The organism is Streptomyces flavofungini, from assembly GCF_030388665.1.
Taxonomy (GTDB): Bacteria; Actinomycetota; Actinomycetes; order Streptomycetales; family Streptomycetaceae; genus Streptomyces; species Streptomyces flavofungini_A.
In genome coordinates, this window is sequence record NZ_CP128846.1 from 6,548,890 (window position 1) to 6,564,410 (window position 15,521).

The 15,521-nt window shown below is 69.9% G+C and carries 14 protein-coding genes and 1 pseudogene; 7 read left to right on the forward strand and 8 right to left on the reverse strand.

Translation table 11 applies throughout. The features are described from left to right. Positions 1-173: 173 nt before the first annotated feature. Positions 174-1,205, reverse strand: a complete 1,032-nt coding sequence (locus tag QUY26_RS27915; RefSeq protein ID WP_289951354.1) for a DUF3068 domain-containing protein — start codon at positions 1,203-1,205, stop codon at positions 174-176. Between the two features lie 251 nt (positions 1,206-1,456). On the opposite strand from QUY26_RS27915, the gene QUY26_RS27920 reads away from it, so the two are divergent. The 3 genes from QUY26_RS27920 to QUY26_RS27930 all read left to right on the forward strand — a co-directional run bounded on the left by QUY26_RS27920 (position 1,457) and on the right by QUY26_RS27930 (position 3,945). Next, a complete protein-coding gene (locus tag QUY26_RS27920) occupies positions 1,457-1,609 on the forward strand; it encodes a hypothetical protein (protein ID WP_193560699.1) in 153 nt (50 codons plus the stop codon). Between the two features lie 50 nt (positions 1,610-1,659). After that, on the forward strand, positions 1,660-2,922 hold the full coding sequence (locus tag QUY26_RS27925) for a helix-turn-helix domain-containing protein (RefSeq protein WP_289956104.1): 1,263 nt from the start codon (positions 1,660-1,662) through the stop codon (positions 2,920-2,922). 228 nt (positions 2,923-3,150) lie between these two features. After that, positions 3,151-3,945, forward strand: coding sequence for an SCO2400 family protein (locus QUY26_RS27930; RefSeq protein ID WP_289951357.1), 795 nt, complete (start codon positions 3,151-3,153; stop codon positions 3,943-3,945). 55 nt (positions 3,946-4,000) lie between these two features. On the opposite strand, the gene QUY26_RS27935 is transcribed toward QUY26_RS27930, so the two are convergent. Continuing rightward, the gene (locus tag QUY26_RS27935; RefSeq protein WP_289951358.1) at positions 4,001-4,447 is read right to left on the reverse strand and encodes a MarR family winged helix-turn-helix transcriptional regulator; all 447 of its coding nucleotides are present in this window, start codon (positions 4,445-4,447) and stop codon (positions 4,001-4,003) included. Between the two features lie 132 nt (positions 4,448-4,579). Between QUY26_RS27935 and QUY26_RS27940 the strand changes: the two genes are divergently transcribed. Both QUY26_RS27940 and QUY26_RS27945 read left to right on the forward strand, forming a co-directional pair. Beyond that, on the forward strand, positions 4,580-5,614 hold the full coding sequence (locus QUY26_RS27940) for an NADP-dependent oxidoreductase (protein WP_289951359.1): 1,035 nt from the start codon (positions 4,580-4,582) through the stop codon (positions 5,612-5,614). Positions 5,615-5,737: 123 nt separating this feature from the next. Beyond that, positions 5,738-6,166 carry an organic hydroperoxide resistance protein gene (locus QUY26_RS27945; protein ID WP_289951360.1) on the forward strand — a complete coding sequence of 143 codons (429 nt, stop codon included), beginning with the start codon at positions 5,738-5,740 and terminating at the stop codon, positions 6,164-6,166. A gap of 191 nt (positions 6,167-6,357) precedes the next feature. Here QUY26_RS27945 and QUY26_RS27950 read toward each other — a convergent pair whose 3' ends face one another. The 4 genes from QUY26_RS27950 to QUY26_RS41220 form a co-directional block, all read right to left on the reverse strand. Continuing rightward, positions 6,358-6,717: a hypothetical protein gene (locus QUY26_RS27950; RefSeq protein WP_289951361.1), complete on the reverse strand. Its 360-nt coding sequence runs from the start codon at positions 6,715-6,717 to the stop codon at positions 6,358-6,360. Positions 6,718-6,847: 130 nt separating this feature from the next. Further along, complete coding sequence (locus tag QUY26_RS27955) at positions 6,848-7,063, reverse strand: hypothetical protein (protein ID WP_217171192.1); 216 nt, start codon at positions 7,061-7,063, stop codon at positions 6,848-6,850. A 254-nt stretch (positions 7,064-7,317) separates the two neighbouring features. Next, positions 7,318-8,441, reverse strand: a protein-coding gene (locus QUY26_RS41215) for an IS630 family transposase (protein ID WP_436840417.1) whose coding sequence is annotated in 2 segments (ribosomal slippage) — positions 7,318-7,994 and positions 7,994-8,441 — 1,125 coding nt in all. Because the reading frame shifts where the segments join, the coding sequence is not laid out codon by codon here. Between the two features lie 1,374 nt (positions 8,442-9,815). Continuing rightward, on the reverse strand, positions 9,816-10,088 hold the full coding sequence (locus QUY26_RS41220; RefSeq protein WP_436840418.1) for a DUF7848 domain-containing protein: 273 nt from the start codon (positions 10,086-10,088) through the stop codon (positions 9,816-9,818). A 271-nt stretch (positions 10,089-10,359) separates the two neighbouring features. Between QUY26_RS41220 and QUY26_RS27970 the strand changes: the two are divergent. Further along, a pseudogene (locus QUY26_RS27970) lies at positions 10,360-10,464 on the forward strand (ATP-grasp domain-containing protein); the annotation flags it as partial. A 126-nt stretch (positions 10,465-10,590) separates the two neighbouring features. Here the strand turns inward: QUY26_RS27970 and QUY26_RS27975 are convergent. Further along, the gene (locus QUY26_RS27975; protein WP_289951368.1) at positions 10,591-13,164 is read right to left on the reverse strand and encodes a M14 family zinc carboxypeptidase; all 2,574 of its coding nucleotides are present in this window, start codon (positions 13,162-13,164) and stop codon (positions 10,591-10,593) included. 167 nt (positions 13,165-13,331) lie between these two features. Here QUY26_RS27975 and QUY26_RS27980 point away from each other — a divergent pair, with 167 nt between their 5' ends. Next, on the forward strand, positions 13,332-14,159 hold the full coding sequence (locus QUY26_RS27980) for an EI24 domain-containing protein (RefSeq protein WP_289951369.1): 828 nt from the start codon (positions 13,332-13,334) through the stop codon (positions 14,157-14,159). On the opposite strand, the gene QUY26_RS27985 is transcribed toward QUY26_RS27980, so the two are convergent. Beyond that, the gene (locus tag QUY26_RS27985; protein WP_436840419.1) at positions 14,146-15,429 is read right to left on the reverse strand and encodes a pyroglutamyl peptidase; all 1,284 of its coding nucleotides are present in this window, start codon (positions 15,427-15,429) and stop codon (positions 14,146-14,148) included. The two genes, QUY26_RS27980 and QUY26_RS27985, sit on opposite strands and share 14 nt — an antisense overlap. Between the last annotated feature and the right edge of the window lie 92 nt (positions 15,430-15,521).

A 15,521-nucleotide genomic window follows, 5' to 3' on the forward strand; every position in this document is an offset into this window, starting at 1 on the left:
GTGCGGGGCGGGACTCCGGTGCTCCGGGGACGGAGCACCAGGGGTTTGCGCAGTCGTTGTGCTGGGACTGTGCGGGGACTGTGTCTGGGTGGAGTGGATAGTTTTCGCCGCACCGAACGGTGCGGCTACTCACCGGGGTGACAATTTCGGCCCTTCTTGACGCTGACGTCTCATCACATCGTGGTGGGTTGCAGGGAATTTGGGGACGTATCGGAATGTGGACCCATCGAATCCGGTCCTTCACCGTCCCTCCCCGATCCGTTCGCGTCCTTCTTCCGTCCGCGCACCACGAGGATCACGCCCGCGATCGCGAGCACACCGCCGAGGACCCCGGTGACCAGCGGCAACGTCTCGCCGACCAGCTTGAGCCGGGAGCTGTCGTCGTCCGCCAGGTCCACCTGGGCCTGCTGGGTCTTCTTGGTGAACGCGATCCGCTCGCTGTCGAGCAGTACGGTCACGTCCTTCTTGCCGTCGGGGGCGCGCAGCGTCTTGCGGGGGCCGATGGCGGCGAAGAGGATCCGGCCCGTGCGCTGGTCGGCGACCAGCTCGATGCCGTGGTTGGCGTACCACTCCTCGGCCATGACCTGGCTGCGTTCGGGCTGGCCGACGAGGCGCCCGGGGACCTGGCGGGTGCCGGTCCTGGTGGCCTTCACGGTGCCGGTGAAGCGCAGGCCCTCGTAGCCCTGGATCTTCTTCTTGCCCTGGTAGGACAGCGGCACGGTCGCGCCGAGCGTGCTGTCCCACCACAGGTAGGTGCGCTTCTCGACGTCGAAGGGGAACTTCAGGTACGCCTCCCCCTCGAAGTACGGCTTCTCGCCGCAGCAGTGCACCGGTTTGTTGGTCTTCCGGTCGGTCACCCAGCGCTCCAGGCTCCACTGGAGCGAGTCGTGCGGATCGGCTGCGGGCAGCGTCTTGTCCGGGTCGACCGAGGTCGACACGTCCCAGATCGCCCGGCCCGACTTCTCGCTGTCGGCGACGTCGCCGCGCACCTGCCGGGTGATGGTCAGGTTCTGGTCGCGGACCGTTTTGATCTTCCCGGTGTCGAAGTAGCTGCCGGTCCCCTTGAAGACTGTTATCTGATCGACATCAATGGGCGTGCGTTTCGCACGCGGCTCCACGTACCAGGCCAGCATCGGGGCCAGGACGAGCAGGAAAGTGCCCAGGCCGAGCAGGATCAGGGACAAGGGTGAAGCTGTACGGCGCATCCGGCGCTCCTGCCGTGAGGGCGAACAGGGGTCGGTCGGTCAACTGTGCTGGATTACCGACGAGTTGTGGGACTGGTGCGGTGCTGCGGCCGCCGGATTGCCCGAAATGATGCGGCGCTGTTTCCACGGGGTTACTGACCCGTATGGGCCGCGAACGTAGGCGGACCCTTGACGCAGTGTCAATGCATTGTCGACACTGTCCTCCTGCGGAGCGGGGTGGGGACGACCTCCAGCAGAGAGGCTGACCCTGTATGCACCGACTGCTCGCCGCCACACTGACCGTCGCGGCCGCCGCGGCTCTCGCCGTGGGCGCCGCCCTCGGCATCGTGGCGCTTCTGAACGCCACGCCCGACCAGCCGAACCGGCCGCTCGTGCACTACGAGTCGCCCGAGCGGGACCAGTGACCGACGTGGCCGCCATCTCCGAAAGCGTCTCCGAGAGCACCCCCGAGAACATCGCGGACGGTGCTCCCGGAAGCCTGGGCTCCGCGCACAAGGGCTCCGCCTGGCGCGATGTCCCACCGCTTCAGGTGCGCAGATTCGCGGCGCTCGCCTTGGAGGAAGTGCCCATCCTCGCCCAGGACATCCTGCGCGAAATCCGGGCAGAGTACCCCGGCCTGCCGGTCGTCCTCGACGACTCCGGCGAGCCGATGGCGCTCATCGGGATCCGCCGCGCCCTGGAAGGGTTCGTGCAGCAGCTCGCCACCCGGGAGGGCCGGCCGCGCTACCACCCCGAGGTCTTCCAGGAATTCGGCCGCGGCGAGGGCCTGCACGGCCGCAGCCTCGACTCCCTCCAGGCCATCTACCGCCTCGGCGTCCGCCTCGCCTGGCGCCGCCTCGCCGAGATCGGACAGCAGACCGAGATCCCGCCCCCGGCGATGTACGAGTTGGCCGAATCCGGCTTCGAGTACCTCGACGGCCTGGTCGACCAGTCGGTGCGCGGCTACGCGGAAGCCGCGGCGCGGCAGGCCGGCGAGCGACTGCGACTGCAACGCAAGCTCATGGAGCTGCTGCTTTCCGAGCGCCGCCCCGACACCTCCGCCGCCTCCGCGCTCGGCGCCGAGAACGGCCTGGACGAGCGGGCGGCCCGGGTCGGCTGGCAGCTGCCCGAGCGGGTCGCCGTCGGCGTGCTCCTGCGCCCCGCCCGCGAGGCCGTGGCCCCCGCCGTCGGTGAGGGCGTGCTGCTCGACATGGAGGCCGAGCAGCCCCGCATGGTCGTGCCCGACCCCGAGGCCGCGGGCCGCCCCGAACTGCTGCGCCGCGCCATGACCGGCTGGTCGGGCGCCATCGGTCCGCCCGTGCCGCTCGCCGACGCCGCGAAGTCGCTGCGCTGGGCGGAGGCCGCGGTCGCCCTGATGGGGCGCGGACTGCTGCCCTCCGGCGAGGTCCTCCACTGCACCGAGCACACCGAGGCCCTGGTCCTGCTCCAGCCCGAGGAGCTCATCGAGGACCTGTCGCGGCGCTGCCTCGCCCCCCTCGACCACTGCGGCCCCGCGCACGGCCGCCGCCTCGCCGAGACCCTGCTCGCCTGGCTGGAAACCCGCGGCGGCGCCCCCGAGGTGGCCGCCCGACTCGGTGTGCACCCGCAAACCGTGCGCTACCGCCTTCGCCAGATCAGGGAGCTGTGGGGCGACGAGGTCGACGACCCCGACCGCCGCTTCGAGCTGGAACTGGTGCTGCGGGCGCGCAGGCTGCGGGGGGAACTGGGAAGGGCGTGAGGGGCCGTCGGTCGACGGCGGGGCGAAGCGTGCCCCGACCCCGGTCGCACCCCCGCCGGAGCCCGTCCGACCCCGCCCCCACGTGCGGCAATTCGGGCGAAGCCCGCCCTGCCGTACGCTGCCGGGCCCGGCCCGACGCGGGGGACACGCCGGACGGTTCGACTCCGCACACAACATTCACAGCTTCGGCTTCCTCAGTACCGGCGCGGGACCTAGCCTCCATGCCTCATGGACTACTGCCACGCGTGCCACCGGCACCTCAACGGCGCCCTCGCCTGTCCGGGGTGCGGCACCCCGGCCGAAGCCTGCCGTGAGTACGCGGAGGCGCTCGCCACCCAGGACGAGCCCGACGACCTCGACCAGACGGACGAGGAGCCCTCGCCGCGCGGTCGGGCCCGGGGCCGCGGCCGCCGCAGGGAGCGGAGCCGCCGGGCCGCCCAGCACCGTCGCAGGCGCCGCAAGGTCATCCTGATCGCCGCGGGCGTCGCGCTCGCCGCGGGCGGCCTGAGCCTGGCCGAGCTGGGCACCGAGTCCGCGTCGGACGACTCGAAGGCGACGTCCGCGCGGGACCGCGAGGAGTCGGCGGGGGAGTCGGCGGGCGCCGCGGCCACGGAGGGCGCGCAGGGGGCGGGCGCGTCGGCGGAGCCGGTGTCGGAGTCGACGGACGGTTCGCCGTCGGCGTCCGCGTCGGAGTCGGCGAAGAAGAAGGACAAGGGCGGCAAGGACGGCAAGGACGGCAAGGACAAGAAGGACGCCGAGGACGACGGGAGCACCCGGGGCGCCGAGGGCGACGCGGGCGGCGACGCCGAGGGCGACGCCCAGGGCTCCGGCGGTGGCCCCGGCGCGGCGACCGGCGGCACCGGCACCTCCGGCGGCCCGGACCCGGACCCGACCTCGGGCGACCCGACCACGAGCCCGCAGGAACCGGACCCGCAGCCGTCCACCACCAAGCCCCCGAGCGACCCGGACCCGGACCCGAGCCCGTCGGAGACGTGTGACCGGTTCCTGTGGTGGTGCACGTAGGGCGAGCCCCTACCGACGCGTCCAGGACACGTTCCCGCACCGGCGCCCGGAGGGCTCAGCCGCCCAGCATCCGCCGCAGCAGATCCCGCAGCGACTCCCGCTCCGTGCGGGACAGCTCGGCCAGCGGCTCCCGGGCGAAGTCCAGGGACTCCCGCAGGCTGCGCGCGGTCGTGAGCCCGTCCTCCGTCGGCGCGGCCAGCTTCACGCGCCGGTCGGCGGGGTCGGGCCGCCGCTCGACCAGCCCGCGCGCCTCCAGGCGGTCCACGATGCCGGTCACGTTCGACGGCTCGCACTTCAGCTTCTGCGCGATGCGCCGCATCGGCATGGGTTCGAGCGAGAGCAGTCCGAGCACCCGCGCCTGCGCGCCGGTCAGCGCGTGCTTGCCCGCGGCGACCTCGTACTCCTCGTAGTAGCGCGCGACCACGTCGCCGATCAGCTCCACGACCTCGAGGGTCAGCGGGTCGGCGCGCGGGGCGGGGGTGTCCGGTTCCTGGGTGGCCATGCCTCCAGGCTACCCATTTACTTGACAACATGAAATATCGAAGCGCATGCTTATTTCAGAACATGAAGCATTAGGGGTCGGAGCCGACCGCTCCGGACCCCGTCGCCCCCCAGCCTGAGGAGGACACCCCTCATGTCCGCAGCCCCCGAGCAGCTCCCGGCCACCGGCCGCGCCTGGCACCTCGTGCGTCGCCCGCACGGCTGGCCGGTCCCGGAGGACTTCGCGCTCCGCGAGGTCCCGGTCGAGGCCCCCGCGGAGGGCCGCGTCCTGGTCCGGAACCTGTACTTCTCGGTCGACCCGTACATGCGCGGCCGCATGAACGACGTGAAGTCCTACATCCCGCCGTTCCAGCTGGACCAGCCCATGGACGGCGGCGCGGTGGGCGTCGTGGTGGCGTCGAACGCGGACGGCTTCGCGGTGGGCGACCACGTGCTGCACTTCGGGGGCTGGCGGGAGTACGCCTCCGTGCCGGTGACGTACGCGACGAAGGTGGACCCGGACGCGGCGCCGCTCTCGGCGTACCTCGGCGTGCTCGGCATGACGGGCCTGACGGCGTACGCGGGGCTTCTTGAGGTGGCGTCCTTCAAGGAGGGCGACACGGTCTTCGTCTCCGGCGCAGCGGGTGCCGTCGGCAGTGAGGTCGGCCAGATCGCGCGGCTCAAGGGCGCCGCGCGCGTCATCGGGTCGGCGGGCTCGGACGAGAAGGTCAAGCTCCTGACCGAGGAATACGGCTTCGACGCGGCGTTCAACTACCGCGACGAGCGCCCGGTCGTCGACCAGCTGAAGGAGGCCGCCCCCGACGGCGTCGACGTCTACTTCGACAACGTCGGCGGCGAGCACCTGGAGGCCGCCATCAGCCGCATGAACGTGCACGGCCGGATCACGATCTGCGGCATGATCGCGGGCTACAACGACACCGAGCCGACGCCGGGCCCCCGCAACATGGCCATGATCATCGGCAAGCGGCTCCGGATCCAGGGCATGCTCGTCCAGGACCACCAGGATCTGCAGCAGCAGTTCGTGCGCGAGGTCGGGGCCTGGGTGCGGTCCGGCGAGCTGAAGTACAACGAGACGTTCGCGCACGGGATCGACAGCGGCGTGGACGCCTTCCTCGGCATGCTGCGCGGCGAGAACACCGGAAAGATGATCGTCGCCCTGGACGCGTGATCCTGCCGAGCCCTCGGGGGAGGGTCACCCCCTCCCCCTCTTCCGTAATCCGATAACCTAATTCCACAATCGCCGGGTCGGGCGGGCGCGCGACACGGCACACCCCAGGAGGGATCGGCAGTTATGTCCATCCAGAACATCGACGTCAAGTACACCGCCGTGGCCACCGCGGAGAACGGCCGTGACGGCCGGGTCGCCAGCGACGACGGCAAGCTCGACGTCGTCGTGAACCCGCCGAAGGAGATGGGCGGCAGCGGCGCGGGCACCAACCCCGAGCAGCTCTTCGCCGCCGGCTACAGCGCCTGCTTCCAGGGCGCGCTCGGCGTGGTCGCCCGCCGCGAGAAGGCCGACATCTCCGGCTCCACCGTCACCGCGAAGGTCGGCATCGGCCCCAACGGCGACGGCGGCTTCGGCCTGGAGGTCGAACTCATCACGTCCATCCCGAACGTGGACGCCGCTACGGCGCAGTCCCTCGTGGAGAAGGCCCACGAGGTCTGCCCCTACTCCAACGCCACCCGCGGCAACATCAAGGTGGACCTGAAGGTCGCCTGACGCGCGGAACGCACAGCGCAGGCAGGGGCGGGACCGGGGCACCCCGGTCCCGCCCCTGCCCGCCTCTGGGGTCGGGGGCGGTCTCTGGTAGGCGATTTCAGTTTTGGCGCTACTGAACTTGAACTCGTGATGTCGGTCGACTCGTGGTGGCGGCGTCAGGGTCCGAGACGTCGGCTGTTACCGGCTCGGGTTCAGGACGACGGCTGTAGCCAGCGCCGCGCCGCGGAGAGGTTCACCTCGCCGTCATCGCTCCAAGAACAGACCTCCAGCCATGAGAGGTAGCCGCCTTGCGCGAAGACCAAGACCTCACCAGGGCACTCGCCGGTTTCGGTGAACAGCTGTACGTCGGCCACGACGGTGCCGGGGCCCGTTGGTGCGGGCTCCAACGCGTCGGCGTCAAGGTCGAAGTAGGCAGTGCCGCACCCACACTTGCAGCGGGATTGCACCCTGAGTTGGGGCACCTGCCGTCGGAGGGCGACGTGAATCGGCTCGTCCGGGTTCAGGACGAGGCCAAGCACGTCGGCTACATCCTCGGGCAGACTTTCAGGCATGCCGCCACCGTAGCTGACCAGCAGCTTCGGGCTTCGACGATTTTGGGTCCGTCGACCCGACGCTCACAGGGCCAGGTCGGTGCCGCCGGCCAGCTGTGAGGCGAACGGCACCGACATCACTCAATCGAGTTCAGTAGCGGGCGAGGGTCCAGTTCGTGAGGCGGTCCACGATGTCGAGAACCGACCTGCGTGCCCCGGCGGAGATGAACGCGAAGACGACGAACGAGGGGATGAGCGCCACGATCACGACCAACGCGGGCAGCAGACGGACCACGATGGTGCAGAAGTCCAGCAGGGCGCGGAGGGTCCGGGTCTGAGACAGGAGGTCGATCAAACGGTCCAGCAAGGTGTACTCCTCGGATACGCGAGCGGGGTCACCTGGTGTCCGACTGAGGGCATACGTCTCCCTCGGACGGTGCCTTGTCAGGGCAACCAAGCTAATGAAGAACCCCGCTGGCCCGCGTTTCACGAGTCAGCGGCAGGTTCGAAACCTGCTGCGCATCCCTATCTCCCTGCATATCGACCTACGGCGCCGGACAACAGTCCGGCGGGCAGCTGAATTTACTGACCGCCGCACTGTCATTCAAGGGCGAATTTTAGTCACTGTCTAGAAATGCTCGAAGCTACTGCCTGAGCTTGAATGCGTGATGCCGGCCAGTCGTCCGTGATCAGGCCGGTGCTGGTCAGGCAGCCGTCGACCAGGTCCGGACGGTACTGGATCTGCTTGAGCCTGCGCTTGACGGCGCGAGTGATCTGGCCGAGGTCGGCTGCGGCGAGGTTGCCGATGTCGCGTTTGACCAGTGACCAGATGCCCTCTTGTGGGTTCAAGTCCGGTGCGCAACTCGGAAGTTGGAAGACGGTGAGCCAGTCCGCGTGGTCGGCGATGAATCGGCGCATCGCCTCGACCAGGTGCATGCGCAGGTTGTCCCAGACCAGCACGATCGGGCCGCCGAGCTGGATGTGCGCTCTGATCAGCAGGTCGCACAGGTCGCGCCAGCCGATGCCCTTCGGCTCGCCCTTGCGGCCCCGGTACTCGCGGACCGAGTAGAACGTCCGGGACCGCTTCCCCGGCTTGTAGCAGGTCAGCCCGGCTATGGACACCCGGCCCGAGCCCCGGCCACGGACCCGGACCCGGACCACTGGCGTTGAGCCCTTGCGTCCCCAGCTTCTCGCTCGCGGCGGCGTCATCGACTGCCCGGCTTCGTCCTCGAAGACGATCCAGCCGTCACATGCCGCCGGGGTGCTCTTACCCGCGGCCAGGTCTCCTTCTTCCAGACCTCGACCGCCGCGTCGTCACGCTCGATCGCCCGCCGAGCCGGCTGCTGCCAAGACCAGCCGTGCCGCTTCAGCAGCAGCCACGTGCCCTCCACGGTGTAGCTCACGTGGAACAGCCGGCCGATCAGCGTCTTGATCCGGGCCAGTGCCCACCGCTGGTCGGCCCAGCCGTGGACCAGCGGCCCACGCTCCAGTTCCCGTTCCAGCCTCGCGATCTGAGCTTCGCCGAGCCTCGGCCGCCCCGGCGATCCCTTCGACAGGACCCCCGCTTCACCGCGCTCGCGCCACTGGCGGCGCCACCGTTCCTCAGACCGCTCACTGACCCGCAGCGTCGCAGCGATGTCCCTGTTCTTCTGCCCGCCTTGGAAGCGTGTCACGGCCTGCAGCCGGACCCGCTCCCTCGCGGCCCTTCCGATGTCGGTCAACCCGCCGCCCTGCGCGTATCTCACAGTTCAGGGCTACCGGAACGGACCGACCACCATCAGGCGAACGGTCCGACATCACCCAATCAAGTTCAGTAGCTGAGTGGATCGGACACCTCTGGGATCATGGTGGTTGTGCTGATGAAATTTCCGCCAGGTGTCAGGAGAGTAAGTTTCACCCGCAGATCGGTGACCTGTGAGCTTTCCACCAGCCCCGTAGCATCTCCAGTTATCTGCAGGGACTCCGAGTGGTGATTTCCGGCGACCGATATAACAGATCTTGTATATCCCGGTACTTCGATTCTGCATGACACGGATCGCGTCCTCGGTGTTTCGCTACTGCCGCCTTTGCTTGATGCCACGGAGTGGCTAAAAACTGCCCCGGACGGGAATGTGTATGTCACGGCCGAGCGGGCGGAGTGATCTGCCTCAATTCGCCATGAGAACGAATCGACCCAGGAAACCTGGTACGTGGTGAGGAACTGAGGAACCATTTCGGACTCTTGTCCGTAATTCTCGACTTCGTGATCGTGCAGCGAAGCCTCGGTAACGGTTTCGCTGCACTCGTAGACCAGGTTAATTATTCCTCGTGCTCCAAGCCGCTAACGGTACGAGGTGTGACGCTCGCCGCGTAGGTTCAAGGGCCGGTGCCTGCGGGGCAAGTCTTCTTGGCGCCCACGACAAGCCAGGCCGGATACTTGATGCTGCGGATGTTGATTGCTGTCTGTCCAGGCTTTATGCAGTACTCGTCCTCTTCCTTTTACACGTTCTTGTGTACCCATACTCGGCGATCGCGGCCCGAGTTATTGATCATGTTGATCGGCCGCCGAGGAAAGCCTTGATCGTGGTCGTAACAGTAGTACGTGTCGAGCTTTTCGTAGCGGGGTGGATTCGTGGGGGTCCTCTCGTAGGTGATAACCCAGTTCGGCTCCTGGTCGACCGCCTGCGCCGAGGCTGAAGTGCCGACCGTCACGAAAGCGGCGACGGCGAGAGCAATTCGCAGTAATCGCCTTCGTTTCATAACTCAACCTCTCCGTAGGGGATCTCTGAGGCGTGAGCATGTAACGTAATGTCGACCAGTTCGAGATGGGGGAGCGATGGGGTAAGTGGCGGGATTCATTCCGCACGAAGCCCCCAGTGCGGGACGTGCCTCACGCTCCGCGCGCGTGCGGGGTGAACAGCGCGTCCTTCGTGCCCGCGGCAGTCGCTACCGCCACAGGGCCGGATGCGGTGCAGGTGAAGGGTTCCGGGGCTGAGGCGGCGGATGGCACCTCTTGCCGGGCGCCAACATGCCGCATTCGGGGCATGCGTCGGATGGAAGGCTTTCAACTCAGTTGCCTGCTCAGCCGATTGGCTGCTGCCACCCGCTAGGGGCGAATTTGAGGTGCTGGTCTTTGTCGCCTACCGTCCCCCGACCACCGCCCGTCCCAGGCCCGCCCGGCGGCCAGATCGTGCGCGCCTACGAATGCGCCGGACCGATGCGGGTGGGCGGGAACCGCTCGCTGTCGAGTCGGCCATCGTCGCGCTGAAGGACTTGAACGCCGACAGCTCGTAGCTCCCGTGGTGTGTCCGTTCCGCGTGCTTGAGGCACCACATCTGTGCGGCGTTGGCGCTCGCCGCGTCGTCGGAGAGTTCCCCGCACGTGAGGCACCGACCGACGCACCGCAGCGGCACGTCCGGGGGAGGGGTTCCTCACGACGGACCCGTACGAGGAGGGCCTGTACGGCGCCGACCGTGTGCAGACCAGTTTCGCCCTGCTGTTCGAGCTGTGTGAGGTACCTCATGCGCCCCAAGGGTGGGAGGACTGCTACGCGGGGGAGAAGTCCCGCCGACACCACGTACCGTTCATGTCCGTACCGGAACTCCTGCCCTTCGCGGACCTGGGCACCGGCACCTGCGTCGGATGGGTGGTCCCCGCCCCGGAACGCTCCGCGAGGCGTAAGTCATGCGCCGCCCCGCGTTCATCAAGTCCCCCAATGGCAAGGGCATTCGGGCACGCGTGTACGCCGACGGCTCCCGGCTGCCAGGCCCGGACCAACTCGCGACCGCCCCTTCCTGCGCCGGAGGGGCTGGATAATGGGCCGGCAACTTTCAGCCCCTCCGGCGTTTGAGGAGTGGGGTCTGGGGCGGAGCCCCGGTTACGGGAAGGGGTGGGCCTGGGGCGCACCCGCGAGGCCTACCTCACCCCGACCACAGCCCGCCCCACCTGAGCGAACACCCCCTTCGGGTGCCCCCGGAACAAGGGCTCGGTGCCGAAGAGGACGACCCGCGTGGAGCCACGCGCACCGCTCACCACGGACGCCTCCCCAGCCGCGTCGGCCGGCCCACCCGCCCCGGAGGCGTCGGCGCGCCAGTGCCCCGACACCAACGGCTTCCCGTTCGCGTACGCCTGCTCCACACGAACCCCGTCCCCGAGCCCCGTGAACCACATCGGCGCGTAGACGAAGCCGTACCCGGCGCCGGAACCGGCCACGGGCCCACCGGCGTTGCGCACCCGGACCACGCCGTTGGCGTCCCCGTTGCCCTGGACGGCCGTGACGGGAAGGAGCCCCGCGGCCTCGTTGAGGGCGGCGCCTGCGGCGCCCCGCCCGACGAACCCGCCGCCCTTGGCGAGGAACGCGTCGAGGCGCTTGCGCGCGGCGGGCTTGAGCTTGGCGCGGTCGAGACCGGAGGACACGAACAGGACGTCGGCCTTGCGCCAGTCGAAGCCGTCGTTGAGGACGGCGGTCGACACCGGCACCACGTCGAAGTTCATCTCCCGGAGCGCGAACAGCTCTCCGGGCGTCACGGCCGCCGCGACCCGCGTGCGCCGCACCACGTCCTTGCCGCGCGCCTTGGTCGCGGAGAACGCCACGTCGTACTTCTCGGCCGCGTCCCGTGCGGCCCGGCGCGCCGAACCCGGCACGATGACGCTGCCGCCGTCGGCGGCCCGGCGTACCGAAACACCCTTGGCGGTGAGGGAGTTGAGGGCGGCCACCTCGCGGGGGTCGTCCAGGCGAAGGCGCAGGTTCCCGCGCGGGGCGACGTAGCCGACGCGGGCGGCCGAACCGACCGCGCGCGACGGCACGGCGGCGGGGTCGCCCTTGCGGGCGGACACCACGGACGCGCCCCACAGCCGGCCGAGGCTCCAGCCCGAGATGTCGTACATCGCCGACACCTTGTCGCTGATGTCCCGCCCGTCCGCGAGGATCACGTTCGCGATGCCCCGCTTGGGCTGGCGCATGTCGACGACGTAGGAGCCCTTCTCGTACGAGGCGCCGCCGAGCCGGAAGTCCCGGGTGGCGCGCCGGACCCGCACGTCGTTGGCGCGGAGGTGGTCCACGAGCCGGGCCGTGGCGGCGGCGGAGCGCTGGCGCTTGCCGGCCGGGATGACGTACGCGCGCGGGAACTTCGTGGTGTAGACGTCCTCCGGGCCGATGCCCGGCACGCCCGGCACTGTCTCCTCGGAGATCTCCACCGACTTCGCGCCCGTGGCCCCGCGCCGGAACACCTCGATCTGGTCGGCGATCAGCGACGCGCGGTGGCCGCGCGCGTAGTCGAGGGTCGCCTTCATCGCCGCGCCCGCGATGTCCACGTTGATGGCGGAGCGGCGGCGCAGCTCGGCGGCGGGCTGGGAGTCGTACTCCTCGTTGTTGACCTGCATCGGGAACTCGATGGTGTGCGCCGCGACCGCGCCGTGGAACGGCATGTACTGCGGCGTGAAGATCGGCGGCCAGTCGTCCCAGCCCTCTTGCTGGTCGCGGAAGGGGATGACCGCGGGCAGCACGCCGTCCTTCTGCTCGGTGTAGCCGAGGCCGTTGACGGCCTTCTCCATGCCGAGGGCGTTGGCGTAGCTGTTCTTCAGGAACAGGTCGTACTCGTAGTTCTCGCCGTGCGGCGGGGTGGTCGGCTCGATGAGGGTGCCGTTCACGTACCCGTGCAGGTCGAGCATCATCGTGGGCTGCTTGTCGATGGCGATCCGCCGCACCGCGCGCGTCTCGGGCTGGGTCGCGGTGATGAAGTCCCGGTTCAGGTCGAAGCCGTTCGCGTTCTCGCGGGTGCCCGCGATCCGCCCGTCGGGGTTCATGGTGACGTTGAAGTAGAGGCGGTGGTGGGCGAGCAGCTCGCGGGTCTTCGTGTCCTTGGCCTTCGCCAGCTTCTCGATGAGCTTCAGGGCCGCGTCGGTGCCCTCCCACTCGTTGCCGTGGATGTTGTTGTTGATGAACACCGGCGCCTTGTACGCGGACTTGAGTGCCTTGTCCTTGGCGGCGGCCGCGGGCGCGTTCTCGATGCGGTCGCGCATCCTCTCCTGCCGGGCGGTCTCGCGCGCCGACTCGGGCGCGGTGACCGTCACCAGATACAGGTCGTGCCCGCCGGCCGACCGCCCGGCTGTCTCCACGCTGACCCGGTCGCCGATGCCCTGGATCCTGTTCAGCCTGGGGGCGATGGCGTGGTACGGGGTCAGGCCCAGCTTGATGGACTTGTCGGCCGGGTTCTTCGGCACCGCGGGCAGGCGCTGTTCACGCGGATAGCCGCGGCCCTTCGCGGCGAGCGCGGCACCCGCCCCGCCGCCGTCGAGCGCGCGCTCCGCGGCGCTCTCGGGGGCCCGCGCGGCCCGGTCGGGCGAGTCCAGCGGGGCCTCGTCGCGGATCACCGGGCGGGGCGCGGGGTCCGCGCTCGCGCCGCTCGGAGTGAGCGCGGTGAACAGCAGCGTGCCCGCGGCGGCCGATGCGGTCAGGAGCACGGGTCTTGATGGGCGGGATATCCCCATACGTACCTCCGAAGCGTGGGCCGTTGGCCGACCCGAGAGATCAGTCGAGAGATCAGTAGGGGAGGTCTACAGGGTGAAAACGCGCGCAACAAGGGGGTATTCACGAAACAGCCACCCCACCCGCACCACTCCCGGGCCGCAGCCGGGGGCCGGATAGGGTGTGCCGCATGCGTGAACTGGGTCGTGGATTCGGCTATCTGGTGAAGGGGCAGCGCTGGGTCGCCCAGCACGGCAAGCAGTTCGGATGGGGGCTGCTGCCAGGACTGATCACCCTCGTCCTGTACGCGGGCGCGCTCGTCGCGCTCGCGCTGTGGGGCACGGACCTCGTCTCCTGGGCGACGCCGTTCGCCGACGACTGGTCCAACCCGTGGCCGGGCCTGTTCCGCGGCTTCCTGACGGTGCTGCTCTTCGCCCTGGCCCTGCTCCTGTCCGTGGTGACGTTCACCGCGGTGACGCTGGTGATCGGCGAGCCCTTCTACGAGTCCCTCTCCGAGCAGGTCGACATCTCCGTGGCGGGCTTCGCGCCCGAGTCGGGCCTGCCGCTCTGGCGCGACATCCTCATCTCCATCCGCGACAGCCTCCGCATCGTCGTACGGGCCGCGATCTGGGGCGTGCTGCTCTTCGGCCTCGGCTTCCTGCCGGTCGTCGGCCAGACCGTGATCCCCGTGATGGGCTTCTTCGTCACCGGTTTCTTCCTGGTGGAGGAGCTGACGGCGATCGCGCTGCAGCGGCGCGGGGTGCGGCTGCGCGACCGCCTGGCCCTGCTCCGGGCCCGCAAGTCCCTGGCGTGGGGCTTCGGCGCCCCGCTCGCGGTCGTCTTCCTGGTGCCGTTCGTCGCCGTGTTCCTGATGCCGGGCGCGGTCGCGGGCGCGACCCTGATGGCACGGGACCTCATGGGCGAGGACACGGGCTCCGATGACGACGACGCCGAGGACGCCGACGACGCGAGCGGGACTCCCCGGCCGGACGGCCGGGGCGCGCCTACCGCCGGTTAGCCTCCGCTGCCGTCACCGCCGTCACCACGATCTGCCGCACCTGCCCGATGATGTCGACCCGGTTGCGGACGAACTCCGCGTCCGTGACCGTGCCCGTCGCCGGGTCGGTGTTCCCCGCGCCGAACTGCAGGACGGGCGTGTGCACATGGCCGCCGGGCAGCCGGTCGCGCAGCCCGAGCCGGTCGCGCAGCAGCGTCGCCCGGTACGCGATCTCGTTGGACAGGTAGTCCCCGCCGCCGCCCGCCCGCGCCGCCGACCCCGGAGTCGGCCCGTCCGGCCGCTGCACCGGCGTGCTGCCGCCCGCCGGGATCTCGGTCACGGCCGTGTTGTCGTACACGGGGAAGCGCCCGGTGTCCGCCGCCACGATGTCCTTGTACGGGAGGGTCGTCGTCGTCCACTGCGGCTGCGAGGCCGGGTCGGTGACCGGGACGACGCCGGTGCTCGACAGGTTCTCGTTGTCCCCGAACCCGCCCCGCCAGGCCCCGTTGGTCCGCTCGATGTCGAACTTGCCGACCCGGCCCTGGCTCACCGTCGTGAACAGGTCGACGCGCGGCAGCTGCCGCCGCAGGACCCGCTCCACCTCGCCCTCGGCGAAGTCCGTCCAGCGGACCGGGAACACGGCCGTCTCTATGCGCACCGGACCCTCGGCCGTCCTCACGACGGTGCCGTCCAGGGCGAGCGCGGAGGCCCCCGACGGGTTGCTGATGCGGGTGTCGCGGTCGAGCGTGAACGGGTCGAAGCCGGTCACGAGGACCCGCTTCATCCGGTGGCCCTTGGGATAGCTGATCGTGTCCTGGCCCCGGGACGTCGTCTCCAGCTTGTCGAGGAGCCGCTTCCGCCCGGCGTCCCCCAGCTCGAACCCGCGCGGCTCGAAGGTCCGCAGCGCCCGCGTCATCCCGAGCCGCGCCCAGTACAGCGGCCGGTCGTCGTCCCGGCTCAGGCCCGCCCGTCGCCCGCCACCAGGAAGCGCTTCGCGCCCCTCCATTTGGGGACCCCGCCCCTGCGCCCGGTCCACGGCCCGCCGCCACAGCGCGTGCCCCTCGCGCACGACGAGCCGCTCCGCCTGCTCGTAGGAGCGCACCCGGCCGAGGCCCCGCTCGAATCCGGGCGCGACCCGGTCGAACCCGGCGCGCCGCAGGATCTCCTGAGGCGCCGCGCGGTCGAGGCGCTGCTCCTCGACGGTGGGCGCGCCGGCCCGCACGGTGTCGGCGGCCGACGCGGAGGGCACGGTGGCCCCGGCGAGGAGCAGGGCGCCCAACACGCCGTGCACGCCGATCCTTCGACCTGATATCCCGGGAGTGGGGGACGTAGCCACGAGAGTCCTTCCGTTGCAGGTGAGGTGGCCGAAGTATCGCGGGACGG

Excerpts from the sequence above, each read along its gene's own strand:
- QUY26_RS27940 (WP_289951359.1), top strand. The coding sequence starts at position 4,580 with ATGTCCGCAGCCCCCGAGCAGCTCCCGGCCACCGGCCGCGCCTGGCAC.
- QUY26_RS27980 (WP_289951369.1), top strand. The coding sequence starts at position 13,332 with ATGCGTGAACTGGGTCGTGGATTCGGCTATCTGGTGAAGGGGCAGCGC.
- QUY26_RS27950 (WP_289951361.1), bottom strand. The coding sequence starts at position 6,717 with ATGCCTGAAAGTCTGCCCGAGGATGTAGCCGACGTGCTTGGCCTCGTC.
- QUY26_RS27920 (WP_193560699.1), top strand. The coding sequence starts at position 1,457 with ATGCACCGACTGCTCGCCGCCACACTGACCGTCGCGGCCGCCGCGGCT.
- QUY26_RS27945 (WP_289951360.1), top strand. The coding sequence starts at position 5,738 with ATGTCCATCCAGAACATCGACGTCAAGTACACCGCCGTGGCCACCGCG.
- QUY26_RS27915 (WP_289951354.1), bottom strand. The coding sequence starts at position 1,205 with ATGCGCCGTACAGCTTCACCCTTGTCCCTGATCCTGCTCGGCCTGGGC.
- QUY26_RS27930 (WP_289951357.1), top strand. The coding sequence starts at position 3,151 with ATGGACTACTGCCACGCGTGCCACCGGCACCTCAACGGCGCCCTCGCC.
- QUY26_RS27975 (WP_289951368.1), bottom strand. The coding sequence starts at position 13,164 with ATGGGGATATCCCGCCCATCAAGACCCGTGCTCCTGACCGCATCGGCC.
- QUY26_RS27935 (WP_289951358.1), bottom strand. The coding sequence starts at position 4,447 with ATGGCCACCCAGGAACCGGACACCCCCGCCCCGCGCGCCGACCCGCTG.